The 25,412-nt window shown below is 64.0% G+C and carries 23 protein-coding genes; 15 read left to right on the forward strand and 8 right to left on the reverse strand.

All coding sequences use genetic code 11. The features are described from left to right. Positions 1-36 precede the first annotated feature (36 nt). Complete coding sequence (locus tag NKI18_RS12775; RefSeq protein WP_352618171.1) at positions 37-1,218, reverse strand: MFS transporter; 1,182 nt, start codon at positions 1,216-1,218, stop codon at positions 37-39. 137 nt (positions 1,219-1,355) lie between these two features. On the opposite strand from NKI18_RS12775, the gene NKI18_RS12780 reads away from it, so the two are divergent. Then, a complete protein-coding gene (locus NKI18_RS12780; protein WP_352618169.1) occupies positions 1,356-2,264 on the forward strand; it encodes a LysR family transcriptional regulator in 909 nt (302 codons plus the stop codon). Positions 2,265-2,324: 60 nt separating this feature from the next. Here NKI18_RS12780 and NKI18_RS12785 read toward each other — a convergent pair whose 3' ends face one another. Both NKI18_RS12785 and NKI18_RS12790 read right to left on the reverse strand, forming a co-directional pair. Next, positions 2,325-3,374: an aldo/keto reductase gene (locus NKI18_RS12785; RefSeq protein ID WP_352618166.1), complete on the reverse strand. Its 1,050-nt coding sequence runs from the start codon at positions 3,372-3,374 to the stop codon at positions 2,325-2,327. A 108-nt stretch (positions 3,375-3,482) separates the two neighbouring features. After that, entirely contained in the window at positions 3,483-4,145 is a 663-nt protein-coding gene (locus NKI18_RS12790; RefSeq protein WP_352618163.1) for a YggS family pyridoxal phosphate-dependent enzyme, read from the reverse strand. Positions 4,146-4,291: 146 nt separating this feature from the next. Between NKI18_RS12790 and leuS the strand changes: the two genes are divergently transcribed. After that, the gene (leuS, locus tag NKI18_RS12795; protein ID WP_352618160.1) at positions 4,292-6,916 is read left to right on the forward strand and encodes a leucine--tRNA ligase; all 2,625 of its coding nucleotides are present in this window, start codon (positions 4,292-4,294) and stop codon (positions 6,914-6,916) included. Further along, complete coding sequence (locus NKI18_RS12800) at positions 6,903-7,484, forward strand: LPS assembly lipoprotein LptE (protein ID WP_352724360.1); 582 nt, start codon at positions 6,903-6,905, stop codon at positions 7,482-7,484. Before leuS ends, NKI18_RS12800 begins: the two co-directional genes overlap by 14 nt. A gap of 70 nt (positions 7,485-7,554) precedes the next feature. Here NKI18_RS12800 and fsa read toward each other — a convergent pair whose 3' ends face one another. Then, the gene (gene fsa, locus NKI18_RS12805) at positions 7,555-8,208 is read right to left on the reverse strand and encodes a fructose-6-phosphate aldolase (protein WP_352618154.1); all 654 of its coding nucleotides are present in this window, start codon (positions 8,206-8,208) and stop codon (positions 7,555-7,557) included. A 90-nt stretch (positions 8,209-8,298) separates the two neighbouring features. Between fsa and NKI18_RS12810 the strand changes: the two genes are divergently transcribed. Then, positions 8,299-10,482 carry a primosomal protein N' gene (locus tag NKI18_RS12810; RefSeq protein WP_352618152.1) on the forward strand — a complete coding sequence of 728 codons (2,184 nt, stop codon included), beginning with the start codon at positions 8,299-8,301 and terminating at the stop codon, positions 10,480-10,482. A gap of 9 nt (positions 10,483-10,491) precedes the next feature. On the opposite strand, the gene NKI18_RS12815 is transcribed toward NKI18_RS12810, so the two are convergent. Together NKI18_RS12815 and NKI18_RS12820 are read right to left on the reverse strand one after the other, a co-directional pair. Continuing rightward, positions 10,492-10,947: a type II toxin-antitoxin system VapC family toxin gene (locus tag NKI18_RS12815; protein ID WP_352618149.1), complete on the reverse strand. Its 456-nt coding sequence runs from the start codon at positions 10,945-10,947 to the stop codon at positions 10,492-10,494. After that, complete coding sequence (locus tag NKI18_RS12820) at positions 10,944-11,189, reverse strand: type II toxin-antitoxin system Phd/YefM family antitoxin (RefSeq protein ID WP_023719709.1); 246 nt, start codon at positions 11,187-11,189, stop codon at positions 10,944-10,946. The genes NKI18_RS12815 and NKI18_RS12820 overlap by 4 nt, the downstream gene beginning before the upstream one ends. Positions 11,190-11,400: 211 nt before the next feature. Here NKI18_RS12820 and NKI18_RS12825 point away from each other — a divergent pair, with 211 nt between their 5' ends. The 6 genes from NKI18_RS12825 to NKI18_RS12850 all read left to right on the forward strand — a co-directional run bounded on the left by NKI18_RS12825 (position 11,401) and on the right by NKI18_RS12850 (position 17,205). After that, complete coding sequence (locus tag NKI18_RS12825; RefSeq protein ID WP_352618146.1) at positions 11,401-11,796, forward strand: AGROH133_08824 family phage infection protein; 396 nt, start codon at positions 11,401-11,403, stop codon at positions 11,794-11,796. A gap of 246 nt (positions 11,797-12,042) precedes the next feature. Further along, positions 12,043-12,603, forward strand: a complete 561-nt coding sequence (locus NKI18_RS12830) for a F0F1 ATP synthase subunit delta (RefSeq protein ID WP_352618143.1) — start codon at positions 12,043-12,045, stop codon at positions 12,601-12,603. Then, complete coding sequence (gene atpA / locus NKI18_RS12835) at positions 12,603-14,132, forward strand: F0F1 ATP synthase subunit alpha (RefSeq protein WP_352618140.1); 1,530 nt, start codon at positions 12,603-12,605, stop codon at positions 14,130-14,132. The genes NKI18_RS12830 and atpA overlap by 1 nt, the downstream gene beginning before the upstream one ends. Before the next feature lie 28 nt (positions 14,133-14,160). Then, a complete protein-coding gene (locus NKI18_RS12840; protein WP_352450898.1) occupies positions 14,161-15,045 on the forward strand; it encodes a F0F1 ATP synthase subunit gamma in 885 nt (294 codons plus the stop codon). Positions 15,046-15,112: 67 nt separating this feature from the next. Next, entirely contained in the window at positions 15,113-16,678 is a 1,566-nt protein-coding gene (gene atpD / locus NKI18_RS12845; protein ID WP_352618139.1) for a F0F1 ATP synthase subunit beta, read from the forward strand. Between the two features lie 119 nt (positions 16,679-16,797). Continuing rightward, complete coding sequence (locus NKI18_RS12850; protein WP_023678096.1) at positions 16,798-17,205, forward strand: F0F1 ATP synthase subunit epsilon; 408 nt, start codon at positions 16,798-16,800, stop codon at positions 17,203-17,205. Between the two features lie 174 nt (positions 17,206-17,379). On the opposite strand, the gene uxuA is transcribed toward NKI18_RS12850, so the two are convergent. Both uxuA and NKI18_RS12860 read right to left on the reverse strand, forming a co-directional pair. Next, positions 17,380-18,558, reverse strand: a complete 1,179-nt coding sequence (gene uxuA / locus NKI18_RS12855; RefSeq protein ID WP_353019836.1) for a mannonate dehydratase — start codon at positions 18,556-18,558, stop codon at positions 17,380-17,382. Then, positions 18,555-20,081 carry a mannitol dehydrogenase family protein gene (locus NKI18_RS12860; RefSeq protein ID WP_352618133.1) on the reverse strand — a complete coding sequence of 509 codons (1,527 nt, stop codon included), beginning with the start codon at positions 20,079-20,081 and terminating at the stop codon, positions 18,555-18,557. Before NKI18_RS12860 ends, uxuA begins: the two co-directional genes overlap by 4 nt. Before the next feature lie 175 nt (positions 20,082-20,256). Here NKI18_RS12860 and uxaC point away from each other — a divergent pair, with 175 nt between their 5' ends. The 5 genes from uxaC to NKI18_RS12885 all read left to right on the forward strand — a co-directional run bounded on the left by uxaC (position 20,257) and on the right by NKI18_RS12885 (position 25,385). Further along, positions 20,257-21,666: a glucuronate isomerase gene (gene uxaC, locus NKI18_RS12865; RefSeq protein WP_352618130.1), complete on the forward strand. Its 1,410-nt coding sequence runs from the start codon at positions 20,257-20,259 to the stop codon at positions 21,664-21,666. A gap of 38 nt (positions 21,667-21,704) precedes the next feature. Further along, positions 21,705-22,682 (forward strand): TRAP transporter substrate-binding protein, encoded by a 978-nt coding sequence (locus tag NKI18_RS12870; RefSeq protein WP_352618127.1) that lies wholly within the window; start codon positions 21,705-21,707, stop codon positions 22,680-22,682. A 103-nt stretch (positions 22,683-22,785) separates the two neighbouring features. Next, entirely contained in the window at positions 22,786-23,313 is a 528-nt protein-coding gene (locus NKI18_RS12875; RefSeq protein WP_023678090.1) for a TRAP transporter small permease, read from the forward strand. Between the two features lie 4 nt (positions 23,314-23,317). Next, a complete protein-coding gene (locus tag NKI18_RS12880; protein WP_023678089.1) occupies positions 23,318-24,598 on the forward strand; it encodes a TRAP transporter large permease in 1,281 nt (426 codons plus the stop codon). Positions 24,599-24,608: 10 nt separating this feature from the next. Next, the gene (locus NKI18_RS12885; RefSeq protein WP_352618125.1) at positions 24,609-25,385 is read left to right on the forward strand and encodes a FadR/GntR family transcriptional regulator; all 777 of its coding nucleotides are present in this window, start codon (positions 24,609-24,611) and stop codon (positions 25,383-25,385) included. Positions 25,386-25,412: the final 27 nt, after the last annotated feature.

The raw sequence follows: 25,412 nt of genomic DNA on the forward strand, positions 1-25,412 counted from the left end.
GGATGGCTGTTTCAAAGATTGGTTGAGGTTTGCGTTCTATGACCGCGCGATTTCCGGTGTAGCGAGGACAGGATCTCGGTCGAGACGCAGCGCAAACGCCGCCACGGCAAGCGCTGAAAGCGGCAACAGCGCCGCGACCCAGGTGACGGCATCGAGGCCGGGACCATGGGCGATGACCACGCCGCCGAGCCAGGCGCCGGCAGCATTGCCGAGGTTGAAGGCGGCGATGTTGAAGGATGAGGCGAGGCTCTGGCCGGCGCCTTGTGCCTTTTCCAGTACCCACATTTGCAGCGGCGCCACGGTGGCGAAGGCGGCGGCGCCGAGCAGGCCGACATAAATAACGGCCATGACCTGGCTGTGCAGGGCGAAGGTCATGGTGCCGAGCACCAGCGTCAGCACGACAAGACTGCCGAGAACGGATGGTACCAGCCAGCGGTCGGCGAACTTGCCGCCGGCGAGGTTGCCGGCGATGAGGCCGCCGCCGAAGACCAGCAGGATCGGCGACACCGCTGCTTCGTCAAAACCGGTGATCTCGGTCAGCAACGGGGCGATGTAGGTGAAGACGGCAAAGACGCCGGCATAGCCAAGCACGGTGGTGGCAAAGCCAAGCAGGACCGGCGTGCGGCCGAGCACGGCGAGATCGGCGCGCAAATTGCCCTTCTCAGGCTCTGTTCGGCTGCGCGGCACCAGCAGCAGAATGATGGTAAAGGCTGCGATGCCGACCAGGGTCACCGCCCAGAAGGTCGCGCGCCAGCCGAAGGCTTGGCCGAGCCATGTGCCGAAGGGCACGCCGAGGATGCTGGCGATGGTCAGGCCGGTGAACATCAGGGCGATCGCCGAGGCTTTCTTGTTGGGCGCAACCAGTCCGGTCGCCACGACCGAGCCGACGCCGAAGAAGGTGCCGTGAGCGAAGGCGGTCAGTACGCGCGCACCCATCAGCGTCCAGTAGTCTGGGGCAAGCGCACAAGCGAGGTTGCCCAGCGTGAAGATCGCCATCAGCGCCAGAAGCACGGTTTTGCGCGGCCAACGGCCGGTCGCGATCGTCAGCAGCGGCGCGCCGATGACGACGCCCAGCGCATAGCCGGAAATCAGCTGGCCGGAAGCTGAGATCGAGACGCCGAGATCAGTGCTGACGTCGAGCAGCAGGCCCATGATGACGAATTCGGTGACGCCGATGCCAAAGGCACCGGCGGCAAGAGCGTAAAGAGCAAGGGGCATGGCGGTTCCCACTTCGATGACAACCAGTTTTGACGACGGGCGCCGTGTCCTCCCACGCCCCGATCCGGAAGATCGTGCCGCGATGTGCTGTGAACCAGCCTTGCATCGGGCACATCGTCTGTGAAATAGATTCACCAATGGCCAGGCCCGACATCAATCGCTCCGGCGAGATCGAAGTGTTCGTCCGCGTCGTCGAGGCGGGCAGCTTTTCAGCCGCTGCCCGCGCGTTGCGGATGACACCGTCGGCGGTGAGCAAGCTGATCGCGCGGCTGGAGGCGCGGCTTGGTGCGCGGCTGGTCAGCCGTTCGACGCGCAAGCTGCAACTGACGCCGGAGGGGGCGGCGTTCTTCGACAGCGGCGTGCGCGTCCTGGCCGACATGGCGGCGGCCGAGCGCGAGGCAGCGGCGGGTGCCGCGCCGCGTGGCCGGCTGCGGATCAACAGCTACGTGCCTTTCGGGCAGCATCGGCTGATCCCGCTTTTGCCGCGTTTCCTGGAGCGCTACCCCGAAATCTCGGTCGATCTGGTGTTGACCGACGATGTCATCGACCTGATGGAGGAGCGCGCTGACGTCGCCATCCGCGCTGGACCGCTCGGCGAATCACGGTTGGTGGCGCGCAAGCTCGGGCAGAGCCGGGTCGTCGTCGTTGCGGCGCCATCGTATCTCGAAGCGCGTGGCACGCCCAAGGAGCCCGCCGATCTCGATCGTCACAACCGGATGGGCTTCCGTTTCGTACGTCACCTCGAGGGCTGGCCTTTTATCGACGCGGCCGGCAAGCCGATCACCCTGTCGATCATCGGAAATACGCTGGTCAGCGACGGCGAGGCGATGCGGCTGATGGCGCTCTCGGGGGCGGGCATCGCCCGGCTGGCACGCTGGCATGTGGAGGCCGACATTGCCGCCGGCCGGCTTCTGCCGCTGCTGGAAGAGTTCAACCCCGGCGACGAGGAACTCACCCACGCCGTCTATGTCGGCCAAGGCAAGCATCTGCCGGCGCGGGTGCGGGCGTTTTTGGACTTTTTGGTCGAGACTGTCCGGCTGACCTGAGCCCAAAAAAGATCGGGAGCCTGCCGGCTCCCGAAGCATCGAATCGAAGGTGAGTTTGAGTTACGTTTTCGGCACAACGGGCGCCGGACGCCGGCCGGCAGCCTGACGTTCCACCATCCAGCCGGGGTATTCGGCGGGCAGGGTACTGACTTCGTCGAGGCGAACGAGATCATCGGCATCGAGCTTCAACTCGGTGGCTGCAAGGTTCTGTTCCAGCTGCTCCATGCGGCTGGCGCCGATGATGACGCTCATCACGAATGGCTTGGCCAGGACATAGCCGAGCGCCACCGTGGCGACGCTGACGCCGTGCTTGGCGGCGATCTCGCGCATGACGGCGACTGCTGCCCAGGCACGGTCCTCATTGACCGGCGGGAAATTGAAGCTGGCGCGGCGGCCCTCGCCATTGCCGGGGGCGCCCGGTCCGTATTTGCCGGAGAGCAGGCCGCCAGCCATCGGCGACCAGACCATCAGCCCGAGCTTCTCCTCGTTGAGCAGCGGCACGATTTCGCGCTCGAGATCGCGGCCGGCGATCGAGTAGTACGACTGCACGGTCTCGAAGCGGGCAAATCCCTTGCGCTCGGCAATACCCAGCGCCTTGGCGATGCGCCAAGCCTGCCAGTTCGAGACGCCGACATAGCGGACCTTGCCGGCGGCAACCAGGTCGTCGAGCGCCCGCAGCGTTTCGTCGATCGGCGTCACCGTGTCGGTGCCGTGCAGCTGGTAGAGATCGATGTGATCGAGCTGCAGCCGCTCAAGGCTGCCTTCGACCGAATCCATGATGTGGCCGCGCGAGGAACCACGCTGGTTCGGGCCCCCGCCCATGGCGCCATGGACCTTGGTGGCGATGATCACGTCCTGTCGGTTGACGCCAAGATTCCTGAGCGACTGGCCGAGAAGCCGTTCCGAGGCGCCGAAGGAATAGACATCCGCCGTGTCGAAGAAATTGACGCCGGCGGCGAGCGAGCGGGCAACGATCTCGTCGACGCCCTTCTGGTCGAGGCTGGCGATCAGGCCCCATTGGGCATTCTCGCCGGCCGCGCCGAACGTCATCGTGCCGAGGCAAAGTTCGGAGACGAACATCCCCGTATTTCCAAGTTGATTGTAACGCATGGTGGCTCCAGACGGGTTGAGATAACTCGACCCATATAGGAACGAAACGTTCCGTTTCTATACGCTGCCTTAGTCAATGTCAGCCTGTGGCCTAAGGCCGGCTGCGCCTCATCTGGCGCCGAAAATCGCCGATCCAACCCTGACACTGGTCGCGCCGAAGGCGATCGCGGTTTCGTAGTCGCCGGACATGCCCATGGAGAGCTTGTCGACGCCGGCCTCAAGCCCAAGCTTTTCCAGCAGCGCGAAATGCGGACCGGGGTTCTCGTCGGCCGGCGGAATGCACATCAGCCCTTCGATGGCGAGGGCGTGAACCGAGCGGCAACGGGCCACGAAGGCGACGGCCTCGCGCGGCTCGATGCCGGCCTTTTGCGGCTCGGAGCCGGTGTTGACCTGGACATACAGCCTTGGTGACCGGCCTTGCCTGGCGATCTCCTTGGCCAGCTCTGCGGCGATCTTTTCACGGTCGACGGTTTCGATCACGTCGAACAATGCCACCGCTTCCTTGGCCTTGTTCGATTGCAGCGGACCGATCAGATGCAGCTCGATGTCGGAAAACGCCTCCTTCAGCACCGGCCATTTGGCCTGTGCTTCCTGGACGCGGTTTTCACCGAAGATTCGCTGGCCGGCCTCGATAATCGGGCGGATGTCGGCGGCATCGAAGGTTTTCGAGACTGCGACCAGCGTCACCGCTCCGGCCTCGCGGCCTGCCTCGCGCTCGGCGACAGCGATCCTTGCCTTGACCGTGAAAAGCTGTTCGACGGCGCTCGCCATGCCTATATCCTGCCTGTGTTTGGCTTTTCGCCGGATCGCCGCAGTTGACGGGTCCGGCAATCCATGGTGAACACCGCGACGACATTTCCTGAGCCGCCCGGGCATTGTCCGGCGGCTCGTGCATGCTTTTAAGTGAAAAACACCCGATGGCAACCGAACGATACAATCCGCGCGCGTCAGAGCCCAAATGGCAGAAGGCCTGGGACGCCAAGAAGCTGTTCGAAGCCGACAATGACGACCCGCGCCCGAAATACTACGTGCTGGAGATGTTCCCGTATCCGTCGGGGCGCATCCATATCGGTCATACCCGCAACTATACGATGGGCGACGTGGTGGCGCGCTACAAGCGGGCCAAGGGTTTCAACGTGCTGCACCCGATGGGCTGGGACGCCTTTGGCATGCCAGCCGAAAACGCGGCGATGCAGAACAAGGTCCATCCCAAGGACTGGACCTATCAGAACATTGCCGCCATGCGCGAGCAGCTCAAGGTCATGGGCCTGTCGCTCGATTGGGCGCGCGAGTTCGCCACCTGCGATGTCGACTACTATCACCGCCAGCAGATGCTGTTCCTCGATTTCGTCGAGAAGGGGCTGGTGACGCGCAAATCCTCCAAGGTCAACTGGGATCCGGAGGACATGACGGTGCTTGCCAACGAGCAGGTCATCGACGGACGCGGCTGGCGCTCAGGCGCGCTGGTGGAACAGCGCGAGCTGACGCAGTGGTTCTTCAAGATCACCGATTACGCGCAGGATCTGCTGGATTCGCTCGACCAACTCGATGACTGGCCGGAAAAAGTGAAGCTGATGCAGGCGAACTGGATCGGCCGTTCAGAAGGGCTGCTGATCCGCTGGCCGCTGGCCAAGCCAGCCGCCGGCGAGCATGAGCTCGAAGTCTATACGACCAGGCCCGACACCATCTTCGGCGCCTCCTTCATGGCGATTGCGGCCGACCATCCGCTGGCCAAAAAGGCCGCCGAAGACAATCCGGCATTGGCAAAGTTCATCGACGAGGTCCGCCATATGGGCACTTCGGCGGCGGCCTTGGAGACGGCCGAGAAGAAGGGTTTCGATACCGGCATTCGCGTTGTCCATCCGTTCGACGAGAGGTGGACTCTGCCCGTCTACGTCGCCAATTTCGTGCTGATGGACTATGGCACCGGCGCCATCTTCGGCTGCCCGGCACATGACCAGCGCGACCTCGACTTCGCCAACAGATACGGCCTTCCGGTCATTCCGGTGGTGATGCCGGAAGGCGAGAATCAAGGAAGCTTCCAGGTCATCGACGAGGCTTATGTCGATGATGGCGCGATGATCAATTCGCGCTTCCTCGACGGCATGAAGCCGGATCAGGCATTCGACGAGGTGGCGAAGCTGCTGGAACAAAGGACCATCGGCAACCGGCCGATGGCAGAGCGCAAGGTGAATTTCCGCCTGCGCGACTGGGGCATTTCGCGCCAGCGCTATTGGGGCTGCCCGATCCCGATGATCCATTGCGAGGATTGCGGCGTGGTGCCGGTGCCGAAAGCCGACCTGCCTGTCAAGCTGCCGGACGACATCGAGTTCGACCGGCCGGGCAATCCGCTCGATCGGCATCCGACATGGCGGCACGTCAAATGCCCACGCTGCGGCAAGGATGCGCGGCGCGAAACCGACACGATGGACACGTTCGTCGATTCTTCGTGGTATTTCGCGCGCTTCACCGCGCCCTGGGCAAACGATCCGACCGATCCCGAGGCCGCGACTGAATGGCTGCCGGTCGACCAGTATATTGGCGGTATTGAGCATGCGATCCTGCATTTGCTCTATTCGCGCTTTTTCACCCGCGCCATGCGCGAGACCGGCCATGTCGATCTCGCCGAGCCGTTCAGGGGCCTGTTCACGCAAGGCATGGTGGTGCACGAGACCTATCGGGTTGGCGGCGCCTCGAACGGCCGCTGGCTTGCGCCAAGCGAGGTCAGGCTTGAAGACGCCGACGGCAAGCGCCGCGCCTTCGAAATCGCCACCGGCGAAGAGGCGGTGATCGGTCCGCTCGAAAAAATGTCGAAGTCGAAGAAGAATACGGTGAGTCCGGAAGAGATCACCGACGGCTACGGCGCCGATACGGCGCGCTGGTTCATGCTGTCGGACTCGCCGCCCGAACGCGATGTCGAATGGACCGACGAGGGTGCGGCAGGCGCGCATCGCTTCATCCAGCGCATCTGGCGCCTGGTGTCGACGGCTGCCGAATCGCTCGCCGGAGTCCGGCCAGAGGCGGCGAAGGACGGCGAGGCCGGGACAGTGTCCAAGGCCGCGCACAAGATCCTGAAGTCGGTCGGCGAGGATATCGAAAAGCTCGCGTTCAACCGCGCCATCGCCCGCATCTACGAGCTCGCCAATGCCTTGACCGTGCCGCTCAACGAGGCGGCAGCGGGCAAGGCCGATCCGGCGCTGCAAGCGGCCTGCCGTGAGGCCGTCGAGATCCTGGTGCACCTGATCGCGCCGGTCATGCCGCATCTGGCCGAGGAGTGCTGGCAGAGGCTCGGCGGCACCGACCTTGTCGCCGAACGGCCCTGGCCGGACTACGATCCCTCGCTTGTCGTCGACGCCGAGATCGTGCTGCCGGTCCAGGTCAACGGTAAGAAGCGCGGCGATTTGACAATTGCCCGCGACGCGGACCAAGGTGCGGTCGAAAAAGCGGTTCTGGCCCTCGACTTCGTGCAGAAAGCGCTCGAAGGTAAGGCGCCGCGCAAGGTGATCATCGTGCCGCAGAGGATCGTCAATGTCGTTGCCTGATCCGAAAAAAGCGGAGCTGACGCTGCGCCGTATCGTGCTTTACGGGCTGCTCGCCTCGGTGGCGCTGGTGTCCGCCTGCACGGTGCGGCCGCTCTATTCGAGCGCGCCGCTGATCGCCGGCTCGCAGGTCGGCGCCGCTGCCGAGCTGGCATCGATCTCGGTCAAGCCGGTCAAGACCCGCTACGCTCAGCAGGTCCGCAACAATTTGATCTTCGCGCTCGGCCAGGGCGCCGGCGAGCCGGCTTCGCCGGTCTATTCGCTTGATCTCGGCGTCTCCGAACTCGTCGAATCGGCGGCAATCGAGCAGGTCACGACCGACGAAGACGAGCCGACCGCCGGCACTGTGACGCTGACTGCCAACTATGTGCTCAGCGATGCCAAGACGGGCACGGTCATAGCGAGGGGCAAGCGCTCGATTCCGTCGTCATACGACAGGCCGCGCCAGGAATTCGCGTCATACCGGGCCCAGATCGACGCCGAGAACCGTGCGGCGCGCGAGCTGGCAGATGTGCTGCGGCTGTCGATTGCCCAGGATCTGATCAAGCACGGCAAGCCGGCGGCAAGCTAGGTCTTTCCAGAGTGCGCAATCTGCAAAAAAGGCCGATTGCTCGGCCTTTTTTGTTCGTAGGATAGTCGCTTCAGCCGATCTTCTGCCCGGTCTTTGCCCAGTCGGCGAGGAACAGTTCCAGGCCCTTGTCGGTCAGCGGGTGCTTGACCAGCGCCTTGAGCGTCGCCGGCGGCGCGGTGATGACATCGGCACCGATCAGCGCCGCCTGCTTGACATGGTTCACGGTACGCACCGAAGCGGTCAGGATTTCAGTGTGGAAGTCATAATTGTCGTAGATGGTGCGGATATCGGCAATCAGCTCCATGCCGTCCCAGCCGCTATCGTCGATGCGGCCGACGAAGGGCGAGATGAAGGAGGCGCCGGCCTTGGCGGCGAGCAGCGCCTGGGTGGCCGAGAAGCACAGCGTGACGTTGACCATGCGGCCGTCCGACCGGATGTCCTTGCAGGCTCTCAGGCCGTCGAGCGTCAGCGGCACCTTGATGCAGACATTGTCGGCGATCCTGGCCAGGATCTTGGCCTCCGTCATCATGTCCTTGTATTCGGTGGCGACGACTTCGGCCGAGACTGGGCCCTTGACGATCTCGCAGATCTCTCTTGTGACGTCGGCGATCTTGCCGCCGGATTTCAGGATCAGCGACGGATTGGTGGTTACGCCGTCGAGCAGCCCCAAATCGTTCAGCTCGCGGATTTCCTTGACATCGGCGGTGTCGACAAAAAATTTCATGGCGGTCTCCTGAAGATTTTTCATGTGCACGTCATGCACATTTGGGGTCGGACTTTGATCTAGACCAAAGTCGGGGCAAGGTCACGCCTCATGATCGAAGATTCGCCCTTTGTCGCGGCCGCACCGGTGCTGGTGCCGATGCCCGCCGAGCGCCCCTACACCTATGCCGTGCCGGCTGGCATGCGCGTGGTGCCGGGCTCGATCGTGCGCGTTCCGCTTGGGCCCCGCCAGGTCGCCGGCATCGTCTGGGACGGCGCCGTCGAAAAGGTCGACGCGAAGAAATTGCGGCCGATCGAGCAGGTTTTCGACTGCCCGCCGATCGACCGCGCGATGCGGCGTTTTGTCGATTGGGTGGCGCAGTACACACTGTCGCCGCCCGGCATGGTGGCGCGCATGCTGCTCAGGGCGCCGGAGGCGTTCGACCCGGAGCCGTGGATCGAAGGGCTGCAGCGCACCTTCGCCAAGCCCGACCGGATGACGGAGGCGAGGACGCGCGTGCTGGAGACGGCCGAAGGCGGACTTGCCTGGACGCGATCCGGCCTGGCGCATGCGGCAGGCGTGTCGTCGACGGTGGTGGACGGGCTGAGGGCGCAGGGCGTATTCGAGACGGTGATGATCCCGCCGCGGCCGGTGGTCGCAGCACCCGATCCCGGCTACGCCGTGCCTTCACTGATGCCCGACCAGAGCGATGCCGCCGAGACGCTGCGCGCCAATGTCGCGACCGGTACATTCGGCGTCACCCTGCTCGACGGTGTAACCGGATCCGGCAAGACGGAGGTCTATTTCGAGGCGGTCGCGGCCGCGCTCGATCGTGGCAAGCAGGTGCTGATCCTGCTGCCGGAAATTGCGCTGACCCACGCTTTCCTCGAACGCTTCCAGGAGCGGTTCGGCGCCAAGCCGGCGGAGTGGCACTCGGACCTGCCGCCAAGAATGCGCGAAAAGGTCTGGCGGCAGGTGGCGGAAGGCGGCGTGCGGGTCGTCGCCGGCGCGCGCTCGGCGCTGTTCCTGCCGTTCAGCGAGCTTGGATTGATCGTCGTCGACGAAGAGCACGATCCCGCCTACAAGCAGGAGGATCGCGTCTTTTACAACGCGCGCGACATGGCCGTGGTGCGCGGCCATATCGGCGGCTTTCCGGTCGTGCTCGCTTCGGCGACACCGTCAGTCGAAAGCCGGGTCAATGCCAGCCAGGGCCGCTACAGCAGGGCGGTGCTTTCGGCGCGCTTTGCCGAGGCGGCACTTCCCGATCTCAAGACGATCGACATGCGCCGCGCGCCGCCGGCACGCGGCGGCTTCCTGTCGCCTGTACTGGTCGGCCATATACGGCAGACGCTGGAAAGAAAGGAACAGTCGCTGCTGTTCCTCAACCGGCGCGGCTATGCGCCGCTGACGCTCTGCCGGGTCTGCGGCCACCGCTTCGGCTGTCCGGTCTGCTCGGCCTGGCTGGTCGAGCACCGCTTTCGCGGCCAGCTCGTCTGCCACCATTGCGGGCACAATGAACGCCGGCCCGAAGCCTGTCCGGAATGCGGCACGCTCGATCATCTGGTCGCCTGCGGGCCAGGCGTCGAGCGCATCGCCGAGGAGGTCGTCGCGCATTTCCCCGATGCCCGCACTATCGTACTGTCGTCCGACCTGATGGGCGGCGTGCGCCGGCTGCGGCTCGAGCTTGAAGCCATCGCCAATGGCGAGGCCGACATCGTCATCGGCACGCAACTCGTCGCCAAGGGCCATAATTTCCCCAACATGACGCTGGTCGGTGTGGTCGATGCCGATCTCGGCCTTGCCAATGGCGATCCGCGCGCCGCCGAGCGCACCTTCCAACTGCTCAGCCAGGTGACCGGCCGCGCCGGCCGTACCGGCAAGAAAAGCCTCGGCCTGCTGCAGACCTTCCAACCCGACCACCCGGTGATGCGCGCGATCGTCTCCGGCGATGCCGAGTCCTTCTACGAGCGCGAGATCGCCGAGCGTGAGCGGGCGGGGCTGCCGCCCTTCGGCAGGCTCGCCGGCGTCATCGTCAGCGCGGCGACACGGGCCGAAGCCGAAGGGCACGCCCGTGGCCTGCGTCGCGCCGCGCCGCAAGCCACCGACCTGTTCGTGCTCGGCCCGGCCGAGGCGCCGCTGTCATTGATCGGCGGCCGCCGTCGCTTTCGCCTGCTGATCCAGGGCGAGCGGCGCGCCGACATGCAAGGGTTCATTCGCACCATGTTGGCCGAGGGACCGAAGATAAGGGGCTCGGTGCGAGTCCAGGTCGACATCGACCCGCAGAGCTTTTTGTAAGCTGTCGAATTACCCTTTCGAGACGCGTTCGGTGAATGGGTTCAGGTAAGGCACGTCGAGAATCGCAAAATGCCGGGTGTTGGCCGTCAAAACTGACAGGCCGTGCAAACGGGCAGTAGCTGCGATCAGAACGTCCGCCAGACCCGGATTGGCGCCTCTGGCGATCGTGGCGTCTTCCAGTTTTCCGGCTTCTCGCGCGATTGCTAAATCGATGGGAAGGATGCGCTGGTTGAACTCTAGAAGCAACCTTTCGAACCACTCATTGATGCGCTCTGCCTTCATATGTCCGCCCGTCCGCTTCAGTTTCGCGATTCCTCGTTCCACCTCCAAGATGATGATCGACGAGAGCTGCCAAGAGCCGCGTTCTCCTTGTTCGGCAACCCAGTTCTGCACGTGTGCCGGAAGCAGAGGCCGACCAGGTGCAAATGCCGAGAGAAAAGACGTATCAAGCAGATAGCCGGTCAAAACTCCACTTCCCGCGACGGCGATTCGTTTCGCTCAAGCTCGATGCCGCCTGGATACCGAAGCAGGAAATCCACGAAGTCTTTTTGGCTGTTCTGCGGATAAAGTTTCCGTCCCTCACCGATTGGCACCACCATGACTGCGGGCTTGCCGTGCTTGGTGATAACCGTGGGCTCACCGTTCTCGGCAGCCTCCACGAGCGCGGAAAGGCTGGCCTTTGCCTCTCGTAGTTGCATCGTCTTCATGCGCGGAACCTCTTGTGGTCTCATGTAGTCACAATATAGGAATTGTGCAGAAAAAAACAGCCCGTTGTGTAACGTCCTGTTAGCCCGGTCGAGACAACGGCGCTCGCGTTGGGCTGACGCGCCCTGCATATTGCCGACGGCGCATCTGGCGCATGTCAGTTGCTTCGCTAGAATGTCCGAAATTTCGACTATGCATTTACGAGGGGACAAGATGGAATTTGCGTTTCCATGGCCGATGAGCCAGGGCGAGTGGCTGGCGTGGTCGAGCGCGGTCGCGACCCTATTGCTCGGCCTATTGCTATTCCTGGCGCCACAGCTGGCATTCCGCATCCTGCGGCTGCAGGTCAGACCGGAGAAGGCGGCGGCGATCGCCGAGGGGCGCGGCCGGATGTCGGGCTTCTATCTCGGCCTCGGCCTGTGCTGCATCCTCCTGGCGCAGCCGCTGCTCTATATGGCGCTCGGCTTCTCCTGGCTGTTCACCGCCTTCGGCCGGCTGCTGTCGATGATGTCGGATGGCGCCAACACGCCGTTCAACCGGGCTTCCATCGTCGTCGAGCTGGTGCTGGCGGCGCTGCCGCTTGCCTTCGCCTTCGGCTTTTTGCCCTGAATCAGGGATCAATCCGGGGTTGGTTGCTGAACTCGCCCGGCGGATGCGACAATAGTGCCTGAAAACCATGCCGGACGACGCATTGCGGTCTGAAAATGCCTGTGCTAGACGGCAATCGACTTTCGACCGGGGATAGCGGAAGCCGCGCCTCCGTGCTTGGAAAAATGCAGTAAGGTCAAAGATTTAGCCAGAGTTTTTGCTCGCGCCAACAATCTGCGGCCTGTCAGACAAGAGAAAAGACGGTCCGTGGCCCAATCGTCATCGCCAATCTCAGGTGTCGCAGAACGCTATGCGGGTTCGCTGTTCGAACTCGCGCTGCAGGCCAATTCGGTCGCCAGCGTCGAGGCCGACCTCAACAGGTTCGAAACGATGCTCGAAGGCAGCGCCGACCTTTCGCGGCTGATCAGGAGCCCTGTCTTCTCCAGCGAGGACCAGGCCAAGGCGATCGCCGCGATCGCCGACAGAGCAGGGATTACCGGCCTCACCGGCAATTTCCTGCGCGTCGTTGCCCAGAATCGCCGGCTGTTCGCAGTGCCCGGCATGATCAAGGCATTCCGCCAGATTGCCGCCGAACACCGCGGTGAGACCGCCGCCGAGGTCACCTCGGCGCATGCGCTGACGCCTGCCCAGGAAACCGAGCTGAAAGCGGCGCTGAAAAGCGTCGCCGGCAAGGACGTGGCGATCACGGTCACCGTCGATCCGTCGCTGCTCGGCGGACTGGTGGTCAAGATCGGCTCGCGCCAGATCGATACGTCGCTCAAAACCAAACTCAATTCGCTCAAGCTTGCACTGAAAGAGGTCGGCTGATGGACATCCGCGCCGCGGAAATTTCCGCAATTCTGAAAGACCAGATCAAGAATTTCGGCAAGGAGGCCGAGGTCTCCGAAGTCGGCCAGGTGCTGTCCGTCGGTGACGGTATCGCCCGCGTCTACGGCCTCGACAACGTCCAGGCCGGCGAGATGGTCGAGTTCCCCGGCGGCATCCGCGGCATGGCGCTCAACCTCGAGGCCGACAATGTCGGCGTCGTCATCTTCGGCGCCGACCGCGACATCAAGGAAGGCGACACCGTCAAGCGCACCGGCGCCATCGTCGATGCGCCCGTCGGCATGGGCCTGCTCGGCCGCGTCGTCGACGCGCTCGGCAACCCGATTGACGGCAAAGGCCAGATCCAGGCCACCGAACGCAAGCGCGTCGACGTCAAAGCGCCCGGCATCATCCCGCGCAAATCGGTGAACGAGCCGATGTCGACCGGCCTCAAGGCCATCGACGCGCTGATCCCGGTCGGCCGCGGCCAGCGCGAGCTGGTCATCGGCGACCGCCAGACCGGCAAGACCGCGATCATCCTCGACACCATGCTCAACCAGAAATCGGTGCACGACAACGGCCCTGAGAAGGAAAAGCTGTACTGCGTCTATGTCGCCGTCGGCCAGAAGCGCTCGACGGTGGCGCAGTTCGTCAAGGTCCTGGAAGAGCGCGGCGCGCTCGACTATTCGATCATCATCGCCGCGACCGCCTCCGATCCGGCGCCGATGCAGTTCCTGGCGCCGTTCACCGCCTGCACCATGGGCGAATATTTCCGTGACAACGGCATGCACGCGCTGATCAGCTACGACGATCTGTCGAAGCAGGCCGTCGCCTATCGCCAGATGTCGCTGCTGCTGCGCCGTCCTCCGGGCCGCGAAGCCTATCCGGGCGACGTCTTCTACCTGCACTCGCGCCTGCTCGAGCGCGCCGCCAAGCTCAATGACGAAAATGGCGGTGGGTCGCTGACGGCGCTGCCGATCATCGAAACGCAGGCCAACGACGTGTCGGCCTATATCCCGACCAACGTCATCTCGATCACCGACGGCCAGATCTTCCTGGAAACCAATCTGTTCTTCCAGGGCGTGCGCCCGGCGGTCAATGTCGGCCTGTCGGTGTCGCGCGTCGGCTCCTCGGCGCAGATCAAGGCGATGAAGCAGGTTGCCGGGTCGATCAAGGGCGAGCTCGCGCAGTACCGCGAAATGGCTGCTTTCGCGCAGTTCGGCTCCGATCTCGACGCCGCCACGCAACGCCTGCTCAACCGCGGCTCGCGTCTGACCGAGCTGTTGAAGCAGCCGCAATTCTCGCCGCTCAAAGTCGAGGAGCAGGTCGCGGTGATCTTCGCCGGCGTCAACGGCTATCTCGACAAGCTGGCGGTCAACCAGGTCGGCAAGTTCGAGCATGGTCTGTTGTCGCATATGCGCTCGGCCGGCAAGGACGTGCTCGACGGCATCCGTAAGGAGAAGGCGCTGTCCGACGATCTGCGCGCCAGGCTGAAGGCAGAAATCGACGCCTTCGCCAAGACCTTTGCTTGAGCAGGACGGACGGGATCAGGTTTGAAGCATGCCTTCGTTAAAAGACCTTCGTAACCGTATCGCCTCGGTCAAGGCGACGCAGAAGATCACCAAGGCGATGCAGATGGTCGCCGCGGCGAAGCTGCGTCGCGCGCAGGAAGCGGCGGAAGCGGCGCGTCCCTATTCGGAGCGCATGGGCGCGGTGCTGGCCAATATCACCCAGGCGATCGGCGGCGGCGGCGATGCCCCGGCGCTGATGACCGGCACCGGCAAGGACGACGTGCATCTGCTTGTCGTCTGCACCGCCGAACGCGGCCTGTGCGGCGGCTTCAATTCGCAGATCGCCCGCTTTGCCCGCGACCATATCCGCAAGCTTCTGGCCGACGGCAAGCAGGTCAAGATCATCTGCGTCGGCAAGAAGGGGTTCGACATATTGCGCCGCGACTACGGCGCGCTGATCATCGAGCGTGTCGACCTGCGCGAGGTCAAGACGCTGGGCTTCGTCAATGCCGATGCCATCGCCAAGAAGGTGATCCACCTGTTCAACGAAGGCGGCTTCGACATCTGCACGCTGTTCTATTCGCAGTTCAAGTCGGTGATCAGCCAGATCCCGACGGCGCAGCAAATTGTCCCGGCGGGCGCGCCTTCGGCTGCCGCGGAAGTGAAGGACGGCGGCAGCGCCGTCTACGAATACGAGCCGGAGCCGGGCGAGATCCTCTCCGATCTCATCCCGCGCAACATTTCCGTGCAGGTTTTTCGCGCGCTGCTCGAGAATGCTGCCGGCGAGATGGGCGCCAAGATGAGTGCCATGGACAATGCGACGCGCAACGCCGGCGACATGATCAACAAATTGTCGATCACCTACAACCGCCAGCGGCAGGCGCAGATCACCAAGGAATTGATCGAAATCATTTCGGGCGCCGAGGCGCTCTAGGCACGCCCACAAGGAGGTCATCGACCTCAAGCGTGTGAGAAACAAAGAGACGAAAAGGGTAAAGACGATGGCGAAAGCAGCGACCCCGAAGACGGCAGCCCCTAAGGCCGCGGCACCAGCGAAGGCTCCGGCAGCAGCAAAGGCCTCTCCGGCCAAGAAGGCGGCAGCAACCAAGGCCGCCGCTGTGAATACGCCGGCCGCCACCATCAAGAAAACCGGCCTGGCAGGCAAGGTTCGCCAGGTCATCGGCGCCGTTGTCGACGTCCAGTTCGGCGAACATCTGCCGGCGATCCTGAACGCGCTTGAGACGATCAACGTCGGCAATCGCCTGGTGCTCGAAGTGGCCCAGCATCTCGGCGAAAACACCGTGCGCTGCATCGCCATGGACTCGACCGAAGGTCTGGTTCGCGGCCAGGACGTCTATGACACCGGTGCACCGATTACCGTGCCGGTCGGCCCGGGCATGCTCGGCCGCATCATCAACGTCATCGGCGAGCCGGTCGACGAGGCAGGCCCGGTCGACGGCATCGAGATGCGCTCGATCCACCAGCCGGCGCCGACCTATGTCGAGCAGTCGACGGAAGCGCAGATCCTGGTCACCGGCATCAAGGTGCTCGACCTGCTGGCCCCCTATGCCCGCGGCGGCAAGATCGGCCTGTTCGGCGGCGCCGGCGTCGGCAAGACGGTGCTGATCCAGGAACTGATCAACAACGTCGCCAAGGCGCATGGCGGCTTCTCGGTGTTCGCCGGCGTCGGCGAGCGCACCCGCGAAGGCAACGACCTCTATCACGAGTTCATCGAGTCCGGCGTCAACAAGAAGGGCGGCGGCGAAGGCTCCAAGGCCGCGCTCGTCTATGGCCAGATGAACGAGCCGCCGGGCGCCCGCGCCCGCGTCGGCCTGACCGGCTTGACGGTTGCCGAATATTTCCGCGACCAGGGCCAGGACGTGCTGTTCTTCGTAGACAACATCTTCCGCTTCACGCAGGCGGGCTCGGAAGTGTCGGCGCTGCTCGGCCGCATTCCTTCGGCCGTGGGCTACCAGCCGACGCTGGCTACCGACATGGGTGCGCTGCAGGAGCGTATCACCACGACGACCAAGGGTTCGATCACCTCGGTGCAGGCGATCTATGTGCCGGCCGACGACCTGACCGACCCGGCACCGGCGACCTCGTTCGCCCACCTCGACGCGACGACCGTGCTCAACCGCGCGATTTCGGAAAAGGGCATCTATCCGGCGGTCGATCCGCTGGATTCAACCTCGCGCATGCTCGACCCGATGGTTGTCGGCGAAGAGCATTACCAGGTCGCCCGCCAGGTGCAGTCGATCCTTCAGCGCTACAAGTCGCTGCAGGACATCATCGCCATCCTGGGCATGGACGAGCTGTCGGAAGAGGATAAGCAGACCGTGGCCCGCGCCCGCAAGATCGAGCGCTTCCTGTCGCAGCCCTTCTTCGTCGCCGAAGTGTTCACCGGCGCACCGGGCAAGCTGGTCGACCTCGCCGACACCATCAAGGGCTTCAAGGGCCTTTGCAACGGCGATTACGACCATCTGCCGGAGGCCGCCTTCTACATGGTCGGCGGCATCGAGGAAGCGGTCGAGAAGGCACAGCGCCTGGCCGCTGAAGCGGCCTGATGGTGAATGGTCAATAGTGAATTGTGAATGGGGAGTAGCGGATAGGAAATCGGGGGCTGAGTGAAGGTCATTCTTTCTGACCGTTCACCATTCACCATTCACCAGTCGCTAAATTGATCATGCCTGAAGCTTTCAAATTCGAACTGGTCTCGCCGGAGCGCCTCTTGGTTTCCGAGCAGGTCGAATCCGTCGTCATCCCGGGCGCCGAAGGCGAGATGACTGTCATGGCGCATCACGCGCCGGTCATGACCACAATCAAGCCGGGCGTCGTTACGCTGAAGACCGCGCAAGGCAAGGAAGAGCGCTATGTGGTGTTCGGCGGCTTTGCCGACATCGTTCCGGCCGGCTGCACGCTGCTCGCCGAATCGGCTGTGGCCGTGGGCGACATCGACCGCGCCGACCTTGCCCGCCGCATCCAGGAGGCCAGGGAAGACGCCGCCGACGCCAAGGACGATCAGACCCGCAGCAAGGCCGAGCAGTTCCTCAACCAGCTCACCACGCTCGAAGGTGCGCTGTTGCCGGCTTAACAGGCGCCCCTTGCCTTCTCCCCTTGTGGGAGAAGGTGGATCGGCGCGCAGCGCCGAGACGGTTGAGGGGTGTTGGAAGAAACGAGACGTCGGCGTTCCCTGGAACACCCCCTCATCCGACCGAGCTTCGCTCGGCCACCTTCTCCCACAAGACAAGAGGAGAAGGGGGGCTGGTCACACCGTCAGTGCCTCTACTGCGCGCATGACGCCGCGCAGTTCGGCGAGGCCCTTCAGCCGTCCGATGCAGGAATAGCCGGGGTTCACCTTCTTGCCGATGTCATCGACAATGGCGTGGCCATGGTCGGGACGCATCGGCATCTGCCAGTCCGCCCTGCCTGCCGCCTTGCGCCGCCGTTCTTCGCCAATCAGCGCCGACACGACCGCCACCATGTCGGTGTCGCCGTCGAGGTGCTCGGCTTCGTGGAAAGAGCCGTCTGGCTCCTTGGTGACATTGCGCAGATGGGCGAAATGGATGTTTTCGGCGAAGGCCTTTGCCATTGCCGGCAGATCGTTCTGCGCGCCCGCACCGTAGGAGCCGGTGCACAGCGTCAGCCCGTTAGCCGGCGAAGCGACCGCGTCGAGCAGCGCGCGGGCATCGGCTGCCTTGGAAACGATGCGCGGCAGGCCAAACAACGAAAAAGGCGGATCGTCGGGGTGGATCGCCATCCTGACTCCGGCCTCTTCGGCGATCGGCACGATCTCGCGCAGGAAAGCAAACAGGTTTTCGCGCAGGCCTTCGGTGGAGACGTCCTTGTAGAGGTCGAGGGCGCGGCGGAAGCTTGCCCGATCGAAGATGAATTCGCGCGCCGGGACCCAGCCGATCAGATTGCGCTCCAGCCTTGCCTTGTCGCTGTTGCTCATGGCTTGCAGCCGCACACGCGCGGCCTCGATACGGGCCGGTGGGTGATCGGCCTCCGCCCCTTCTCGCTCAAGGATGAAGACGTCATAGGCGCAGAGCTCGACGACATCGAAGCGCAGCGCGGTGCCGCCATGCGGCATCGGATAATCGAGGTCGGTGCGCGTCCAGTCGGTGATCGCCATGAAATTATAGCAGACGGTGTTGATCCCGGCGGCGGCGACGGCGCGGATCGAGGCCTTGTAATTGTCGATCAGGCTGCGCCAGTCGCCGCTGCGGGTCTTGATGTCCTCGTGGACGACGATGCTCTCGACCACATCCCAGGTCAGGCCTGCTGCCTCGATCTCGGCCTTGCGCCTGGCGATCTCGTCCGCCGGCCAGGCGCGGCCGTCGTTGAGGTGGTGCAGCGCGCTGACGATGCCGACGGCGCCGGCCTGACGGACATGGGCAAGCGTCACCGGATCGTCCGGCCCGAACCAGCGCCAGGTCTGTCTCATGGCTTCTCACTCCCTATGCCAAGCGCCGCCAAAGCTGCGGCAGTGCCGCCCCGCCGCAGGCGCTCGAGATGGGCTGCCGTCAGATCGATCAGTGTCATGCGGTGGGCATGATCCTTGGCGAAGCCGGCGAGATCGAACATCGCTGTCACCGTTTCACCAGCCGGCCGGCTGCCGAGCGCCGTAAGCCGAGTGTCGATCGGGTCGGTGAAATGGGCTTCCGGCAAGGTTTTGCCGCGCGCCTCGCAAGCGGCGACCCAGGCCGCCACCACCAGCATCAGATGGGCTGGCGGGTCGCCGGCGCCCAGCCGCTCGAGGGCCGAGGCGACGATGCGCTGCGGCAGCTTCTGGCTGCCGTCATTGGCGATCTGCGCGGTGCGATGGGCGAGCGCCGTGTTCGAGTAGCGTTCGGCGAGCTGGGCCGTGTAGCCGGCCGTATCGAGCCCGGCGTCCTGCGGCAGCGTCGGGATGGCCTCGGCCCATAGTCCGTCGACGAATTGCCGGATCGCCGGATCGGCAAAGGCGCGGTCGACCGTGTCGTAGCCGCTGAGCAGGCCGAGATAGGCGATTGCCGAATGCGAACCGTTGAGCAGCCGCAGCTTCATGTCCTCGAAGGGCCCGACGTCGCCGACCATGGTGACGCCGAACTTTTCCCAGGCCGGCCTGCCTGCCGGGAAATCGTCTTCGACCACCCATTGGCAGAACGGCTCGGTCATCACCGGCCAGGCATCCTCGACGCCGAGCTCGACGGCGATACGCGCCCGGTCGGCGTCGGTAGTCGCCGGCACGATACGGTCGACCATGCTCGACGGAAAGGCGACGCCGTCGGCAATGTGTGCGGCGAGCCTGGCATCGCCTGAAGTGGCGAGCCTGGCATCGCCTGAAGTGGCGAGCCTGGAATCGCGCAATGCGGCGAATTCGACCAGCAGGCGGTGCAGCGTGGCGCCATTGGCCGGAAGGTTGTCGCAGCAGAGCACGGTGAAAGGCTGGATGCCGGCGGCACGGCGGCGCGACAGCGCTTCGGTGAGAAAACCATGCGCCGTCCGTGGCATTTGCGGGTTAGCCAAATCATGGGCGATGTCCGGATGGGTGCTGTCCAGACCGCCGCCGGCTGCTCTCAGATAAGCCTTTTCGGTGATCGTGAGCGTGACGATGCGGGTGCGCTGATCGGTCAGGGCGGCGAGCACGGCAGCCGGATCTTCCGGCGCCACCAGCAGCGACAGGATCGAACCGACGACGCGCAGCTCTTCGCCGATGCTGCTCCTGATCGCCAGCGTGTAGAGGCCATCCTGCGGCGCCAGTGCGTCGCGCGTGTCTGGACTGCGCAAGGACACGCCGACAATGCCCCAGTCCGCCTCTCCCGCCGCCAGGCAGTCGTCGACATAGGCCGCCTGGTGGGCGCGATGGAAGGCACCGACACCGAGATGGACGATGCCCGGTGCGCCGCCGCCGCGGGCGTAGCGCGGAACCGTGACCGAAGCCGGCAGTGCCTTCAGCGTGCTGTTGGAAAGGCGTCTATTGGTCATTGCGCCACGTGTCTGATCGAGATTGTTGGGTCACTGCTGTCAGGCGGCGTAACACCCGATGCCGTCACGCACAATGGGCAATGGCCGACGAAAAGTCATCATACAACAACCCAGTTTTTGTATGTTGACATTATTTCTTTTCAACCCTACCGATGTCCGGATTGGGAGGATTTGCGTGGCCGCATTGACGGATCCGGACTTGCTGTTTGCCGCCGAGGGGCGCCCGCGTTCGCTGGCCCGCGGTCTCTACGCCACGGTCAAGGACCTGCCGATCGTCAGCCCGCACGGCCACACCGATCCGCGCTGGTATGCGCTCAACGAGGCGTTTCCCGATCCGGCGCAGTTGCTGATCGTGCCGGACCACTACATTTTCCGCATGCTGTTCAGCCAGGGCGTTCGGCTTGAGGAGCTTGGTGTGCCGACGCTTGACGGCTCGCCGGTTGAAACCGACGGCAGAACGATCTGGCGGCGCTTCGCCGAGCATTATTACCTGTTCCGGGGTACGCCGACCCGGCTGTGGTTCGACCATGTGCTTGCCCATCTGTTCGGCATCGACGAGCCGCTGACGGCCGCAACCGCCGACCGCCATTACGATATGATCTCGACCTTGCTGCAGTGGGAGAATTTTCGCCCGCGAGCGCTGTTCGAGCGCTTCAACATTGAAGTCATCGCAACGACCGAAGGCGCGCTCGACGATCTCAGATGGCACCAGATGATCCGCGACAGCGGCTGGGAGGGCCGCGTCGTCACCGCCTATCGGCCGGATGCGATCGTCGATCCCGACTTCGAAGGGTTCTCGGCCAATCTCGACCGGCTTGGCGAGATCACCGGCTGCGACACCGGCAATTGGGCCGGCTATCTCGATGCGCATCGCCAGCGGCGCGCCTTCTTCAAGAGCTTTGGCGCGACTTCCTCCGATCACGGCCATCCGACGGCCGAAACCGCCAATCTCTCGGATGCCGCCGCGCAGGAGCTGTTCAACCGCATCCGCCGGGGCTCGGACGACGAGCGCGAGCGAAAGCTGTTCCGCGCCCAGATGCTGACCGAGATGGCCAAGATGAGCCGCGACGACGGGCTGGTCCTGCAGATCCATCCCGGCTCCTGGCGCAATCATTCGCCGGCTGTCTTTCAGAAGTTCGGCAGGGACAAAGGCTTCGATATTCCGACCCGAACCGACTATGTGACGGCGCTGAAGCCGCTGCTCGACTGCGTCGGGCTGGAGCGCGACCTCACCATCATCCTCTTCACCCTCGACGAGACCAGCTATGCGCGCGAGCTGGCGCCGCTCGCCGGCGTCTACCCGGCATTGAAGCTCGGGCCGGCCTGGTGGTTCCACGACAGCCCCGAAGGCATGCGCAGGTTCCGTGAGATGACTACCGAAACCGCCGGTTTCTACAACACCGTCGGTTTCAACGACGACACCCGCGCCTTTCCATCCATACCGGCCCGCCATGATGTGGCGCGCCGGGTCGATTGCGCTTTTCTGGCGCGTCTCGTCGCCGAGCATCGGCTCGGCGAAGACGAGGCGCACGAGCTGGCGCAGGAACTTGCCTATACGCTCGCGAAAAAGGCGTACCGGCTCTAACGGCGCTTGCCGCCATCGTTCAAAAAGGGAGGAAACCAATGCTGCATTTTTCGAGACTGGCGGGAGCTACGCTAGTTGCCGCCGCACTGCTGGCCGGATCGGCAAGCGCCCAGACGGTCCTGCGCTCGTCCGATACGCACCCGGACGGCTATCCCACGGTCGAGGCGGTCAAATATTTCGGCGAGCTGGTGAAGGAGCGCACGGCCGGCCGCTATGTGGTCGAACTCTATCCTTCCGCGCAACTCGGCGAGGAAAAGGACACGATCGAGCAGGTGCGCACCGGCGTGATCGATCTCAACCGCGTCTCGATGGCGCCGTTCAACGGGCTCATCCCGGAGACCACCGTGCCCTCGCTGCCCTACATCTTCCGTTCGGAAGAGCATATGCACAAGGTCATGGACGGGGCGATCGGCGACCAGATCGCGGCGGCGTTCGACCAGGTCGGGCTGGTGCTGCTCGCCTTTTACGACGGCGGCTCGCGCTCCTTCTACAATTCGAAGAAGCCGATCAACACCGTGGCCGACATGGCCGGGATGAAGTTCCGCGTCATCCAGTCCGACATCTTCGTCGACATGGTGGCGGCACTCGGCGCCAACGCGACGCCGATGCCGTATGGCGAGGTGTATTCGGCGATTGAGACCGGAGTCATCGACGGCGCGGAGAACAATTTTCCGAGCTACGACACCGCCAAGCATGCGGAAGTCGCCAAGTACTATTCGCTCGACGAGCACACGATGGTGCCGGAAGCCTTCGTCATGGCGAAGTCGAGCTGGGACAAGCTGACGCCGGAAGACCAGGCGATCTTCAAGGCGGCCGCCAAGGAAAGCGTCGCCAAGCAGCGCGAGCTGTGGACCGCCAAGGTCAAGGAATCGCGCGCCAAGGTCGAGGCGGCCGGTTCGCAGATCACGACGCCGGACAAGCAGCCCTTCATCGACGCGATGGGGCCGGTCTACGAGAAGCACGTCAAGGACGACAAGCTGAAGGCCATGGTCGAAGCCATCAAGGCCGTGCAGTGATCAAGCGGCGGCGCGGACATTCCGTGCCGCCATCCTCCTGGGGAGAAAACCGGTGACTTCCAGCCCAAGACCAACACCGCTCCTGTCCGGCGTCGCGCAAGTGATGTCGCGCGTCAGCACGGCGGCGCTGTCGATCGCCGGCATCGGGCTGGTGCTGATGACCGCCTTCGTCGCCTGGCAGGTGTTCGGCCGCTATGTTCTGAACCGCTCGCCGAGCTGGACCGAGCCGGGCTCGGTGATGCTGATGAGCTGGTTCATTTTCCTCGGCGCTGCCGTCGGTGTTCGCGAGAACTACCATCTTGGCTTCGACGTCCTGCTCTACGTGCTGCCGAAAGGCGGCAAGCGCTGGCTGCGGATGATTTCGGATATTGTCGCGCTCGCCTTCGGCATCGGCATGATCTGGTATGGCAGCCAGCTGGTCGCATTGACCTGGGGCTCCGTCTTGCCGTCACTCGGCATTTCGGGGGGCTGGGACTATGTCCCGCTTGTCGCGGGAGGCGCGCTCATCGTGCTCTTCACGCTGGAGCGCATCGTGCTTCGCCTCTCCGGCGCGCCGATCGACGATGCCCTCGATGAACTGCCGCCAGCCGAAGTCGCAGCCGAACTCGACACCGCCAACGTGAAGGTCTGACGCCATGGAACTGTGGATTCTCTTCGGCGTCTTCACCCTGCTGATGCTTATCGGCACGCCGATCGCTTTCTGCCTCGGCGTCGCAAGCCTCGCCACCGTCCTCTATATGGGCCTGCCGCCGCTCATCGTGTTCCAGCGCCTGAATTCCGGCATGAGCGTCTTTTCGCTGCTGGCCATTCCGTTTTTCATCTACGCCGGCGACTTGATGGTGCGCGGCGGCATCGCCAGCAAGATCGTTGCCTTCGCTGGCTCGCTCGTCGGCCATTTGCGTGGCGGCCTCGGGCAGGTCAACATTGCAACCGCTACACTGTTCGGCGGCATTTCCGGCTCAGCGGTGGCGGAGGCAGCGGCGGTAGGCGGCCTGATGATCCCGCAGATGAAGGCGCGTGGATATGGAGCGGACTACGCCGTCAACGTCACGTCGATGGCGGCACTGATCGCGCTGCTGCTGCCGCCGTCGCACAACATGATCATCTACTCGATCTCGGCAGGCGGAAAGATCTCGATCGCCGATCTGTTCACGGCCGGTATCATCCCGGGCCTGCTACTGGCCCTGTCGCTGATGGTCACCGCCTATATCGTGGCGCGCTCCCGCGGCTATCCGACCGAGGCGTTTCCGGGCTTCACCGCGGTCGCGCATCTTTTCGCCGTCGCCGTGCCCGGCCTGCTGCTGATCGCGATCATCTTCGGCGGCGTGCGATCGGGCGTCTTCACCGCCACCGAGAGTTCCTGTATCGCCGTCATCTATGCGCTGCTCGTGACCGTCTTCGTTTACCGGCAGATGACCTGGGAAGGGTTCGTTCATGCCACCCATGGCGCCGTGCGCACCACGGCCATGGTGCTGCTCATCATCGGCATGGCGGCGGCGTTCTCGTGGCTGATGGCCTTCCTGAAAGTGCCGGCAGCGTTGATAGCCTCCATGAACGCGATCTCGGACGATCCGCTGGTTGTGCTTCTCCTGCTCAACCTCTTGATGCTGTTCCTCGGCACGTTCATGGACATGGGGCCGACGATCATCATTTGCACGCCGATCTTCCTGCCCGTGGCGCAGGCCTACGGCGTCGATCCGGTGCATTTCGGCGTCATCATGATCCTCAATTTCGGCATTGGGCTGAACACGCCGCCGGTGGGCGCAGTTCAGTTCGTGGCATGCGCAGTGGGCAAGATATCCGTCTGGGAATCGATGCGCTCGATCTGGCCCTTCTATGGCGCAGGCCTCGTGGTGCTGGCGCTCGTCACTTACATTCCGGCCATTTCGCTATGGCTGCCGAGCGTCTTCAAATAGGGGGTGCGACATGGCATCGGACACTGCCGTCGGGCTCCGCGTCGAACGAAGACCGAAGCTTTCGGAAACCGTCGTCGCGGCGATCCGCAAGCAGCTGCAGGCGGGCGAGATCCAGCCTGGGCAAAAGCTGCCGACCGAGGGCCAGCTGACGGAAACCTTCGGGGTCAGCCGCACCGTGATACGCGAGGCGCTGGCCAAGCTTGCCGCGGACGGCTTGGTCGAGCCGCGCCAAGGCGCCGGCGTTTTCGTCACCGAACATATCTCGACAGCGTTCGGTGCTCTGGCAGCGGAGATGGGCAGCAAGGATTCGATTGCCCTCAACGTGCTCGAAGTCAGGTTGGCGATCGAGATCGAATCCGCCGGGCTCGCCGCCATCCGGCGCAACGCCGCGCAGGAAGCGGCAATCCAGGAAGCCTTCTTCGAGTTCGAACGGCTGCTCCTCAACAGCGAGCCGACTGGACCGGCAGACCTTGCCTTCCACCGCGCAATCGCCAGCGCCACCAACAATCCGTTCTATGTCGAGATGCTCGACGTGCTCGGCCGGCGCGCTATTCCTTGCGATGTGACCTCGCCCTGGTCGACCGAGTTCGCACAGTCCGACGCCTACCAGCGCGGCCTACAGCGCGAACACCTGATGATCCTCAACGCCATCTCGGCAGGCGATGCCGAAGCGGCGCGGGAGGCGATGCGCGCGCATCTCGGTGCCAGCCAGCAGCGCTATCGCGAGCGCCTGCACGCGCGCCAGATTTTTTATGCCGACTCGGTCAAGGCCGCGGCAACTGAATAAGCAATTGAGGCAGCCCCATGGGACAGC

The sequence above is a fragment of the Mesorhizobium sp. M0800 genome (assembly GCF_040320095.1).
Taxonomy (GTDB): Bacteria; Pseudomonadota; Alphaproteobacteria; order Rhizobiales; family Rhizobiaceae; genus Mesorhizobium.

Bases quoted from the DNA above. Each gene is read 5' to 3' on its own strand.
- NKI18_RS12875 (WP_023678090.1), top strand. From the start codon at position 22,786: ATGTCGCGCGTCAGCACGGCGGCGCTGTCGATCGCCGGCATCGGGCTG.
- atpA (WP_352618140.1), top strand. From the start codon at position 12,603: ATGGACATCCGCGCCGCGGAAATTTCCGCAATTCTGAAAGACCAGATC.
- NKI18_RS12790 (WP_352618163.1), bottom strand. From the start codon at position 4,145: ATGGCGAGCGCCGTCGAACAGCTTTTCACGGTCAAGGCAAGGATCGCT.
- NKI18_RS12870 (WP_352618127.1), top strand. From the start codon at position 21,705: ATGCTGCATTTTTCGAGACTGGCGGGAGCTACGCTAGTTGCCGCCGCA.
- NKI18_RS12860 (WP_352618133.1), bottom strand. From the start codon at position 20,081: ATGACCAATAGACGCCTTTCCAACAGCACGCTGAAGGCACTGCCGGCT.
- NKI18_RS12820 (WP_023719709.1), bottom strand. From the start codon at position 11,189: ATGAAGACGATGCAACTACGAGAGGCAAAGGCCAGCCTTTCCGCGCTC.
- leuS (WP_352618160.1), top strand. From the start codon at position 4,292: ATGGCAACCGAACGATACAATCCGCGCGCGTCAGAGCCCAAATGGCAG.
- uxuA (WP_353019836.1), bottom strand. From the start codon at position 18,558: ATGAGACAGACCTGGCGCTGGTTCGGGCCGGACGATCCGGTGACGCTT.
- fsa (WP_352618154.1), bottom strand. From the start codon at position 8,208: ATGAAATTTTTTGTCGACACCGCCGATGTCAAGGAAATCCGCGAGCTG.
- NKI18_RS12785 (WP_352618166.1), bottom strand. From the start codon at position 3,374: ATGCGTTACAATCAACTTGGAAATACGGGGATGTTCGTCTCCGAACTT.
- NKI18_RS12880 (WP_023678089.1), top strand. From the start codon at position 23,318: ATGGAACTGTGGATTCTCTTCGGCGTCTTCACCCTGCTGATGCTTATC.
- NKI18_RS12850 (WP_023678096.1), top strand. From the start codon at position 16,798: ATGCCTGAAGCTTTCAAATTCGAACTGGTCTCGCCGGAGCGCCTCTTG.
- NKI18_RS12825 (WP_352618146.1), top strand. From the start codon at position 11,401: ATGGAATTTGCGTTTCCATGGCCGATGAGCCAGGGCGAGTGGCTGGCG.
- NKI18_RS12840 (WP_352450898.1), top strand. From the start codon at position 14,161: ATGCCTTCGTTAAAAGACCTTCGTAACCGTATCGCCTCGGTCAAGGCG.
- NKI18_RS12775 (WP_352618171.1), bottom strand. From the start codon at position 1,218: ATGCCCCTTGCTCTTTACGCTCTTGCCGCCGGTGCCTTTGGCATCGGC.
- NKI18_RS12810 (WP_352618152.1), top strand. From the start codon at position 8,299: ATGATCGAAGATTCGCCCTTTGTCGCGGCCGCACCGGTGCTGGTGCCG.
- NKI18_RS12800 (WP_352724360.1), top strand. From the start codon at position 6,903: ATGTCGTTGCCTGATCCGAAAAAAGCGGAGCTGACGCTGCGCCGTATC.
- atpD (WP_352618139.1), top strand. From the start codon at position 15,113: ATGGCGAAAGCAGCGACCCCGAAGACGGCAGCCCCTAAGGCCGCGGCA.
- NKI18_RS12885 (WP_352618125.1), top strand. From the start codon at position 24,609: ATGGCATCGGACACTGCCGTCGGGCTCCGCGTCGAACGAAGACCGAAG.
- NKI18_RS12780 (WP_352618169.1), top strand. From the start codon at position 1,356: ATGGCCAGGCCCGACATCAATCGCTCCGGCGAGATCGAAGTGTTCGTC.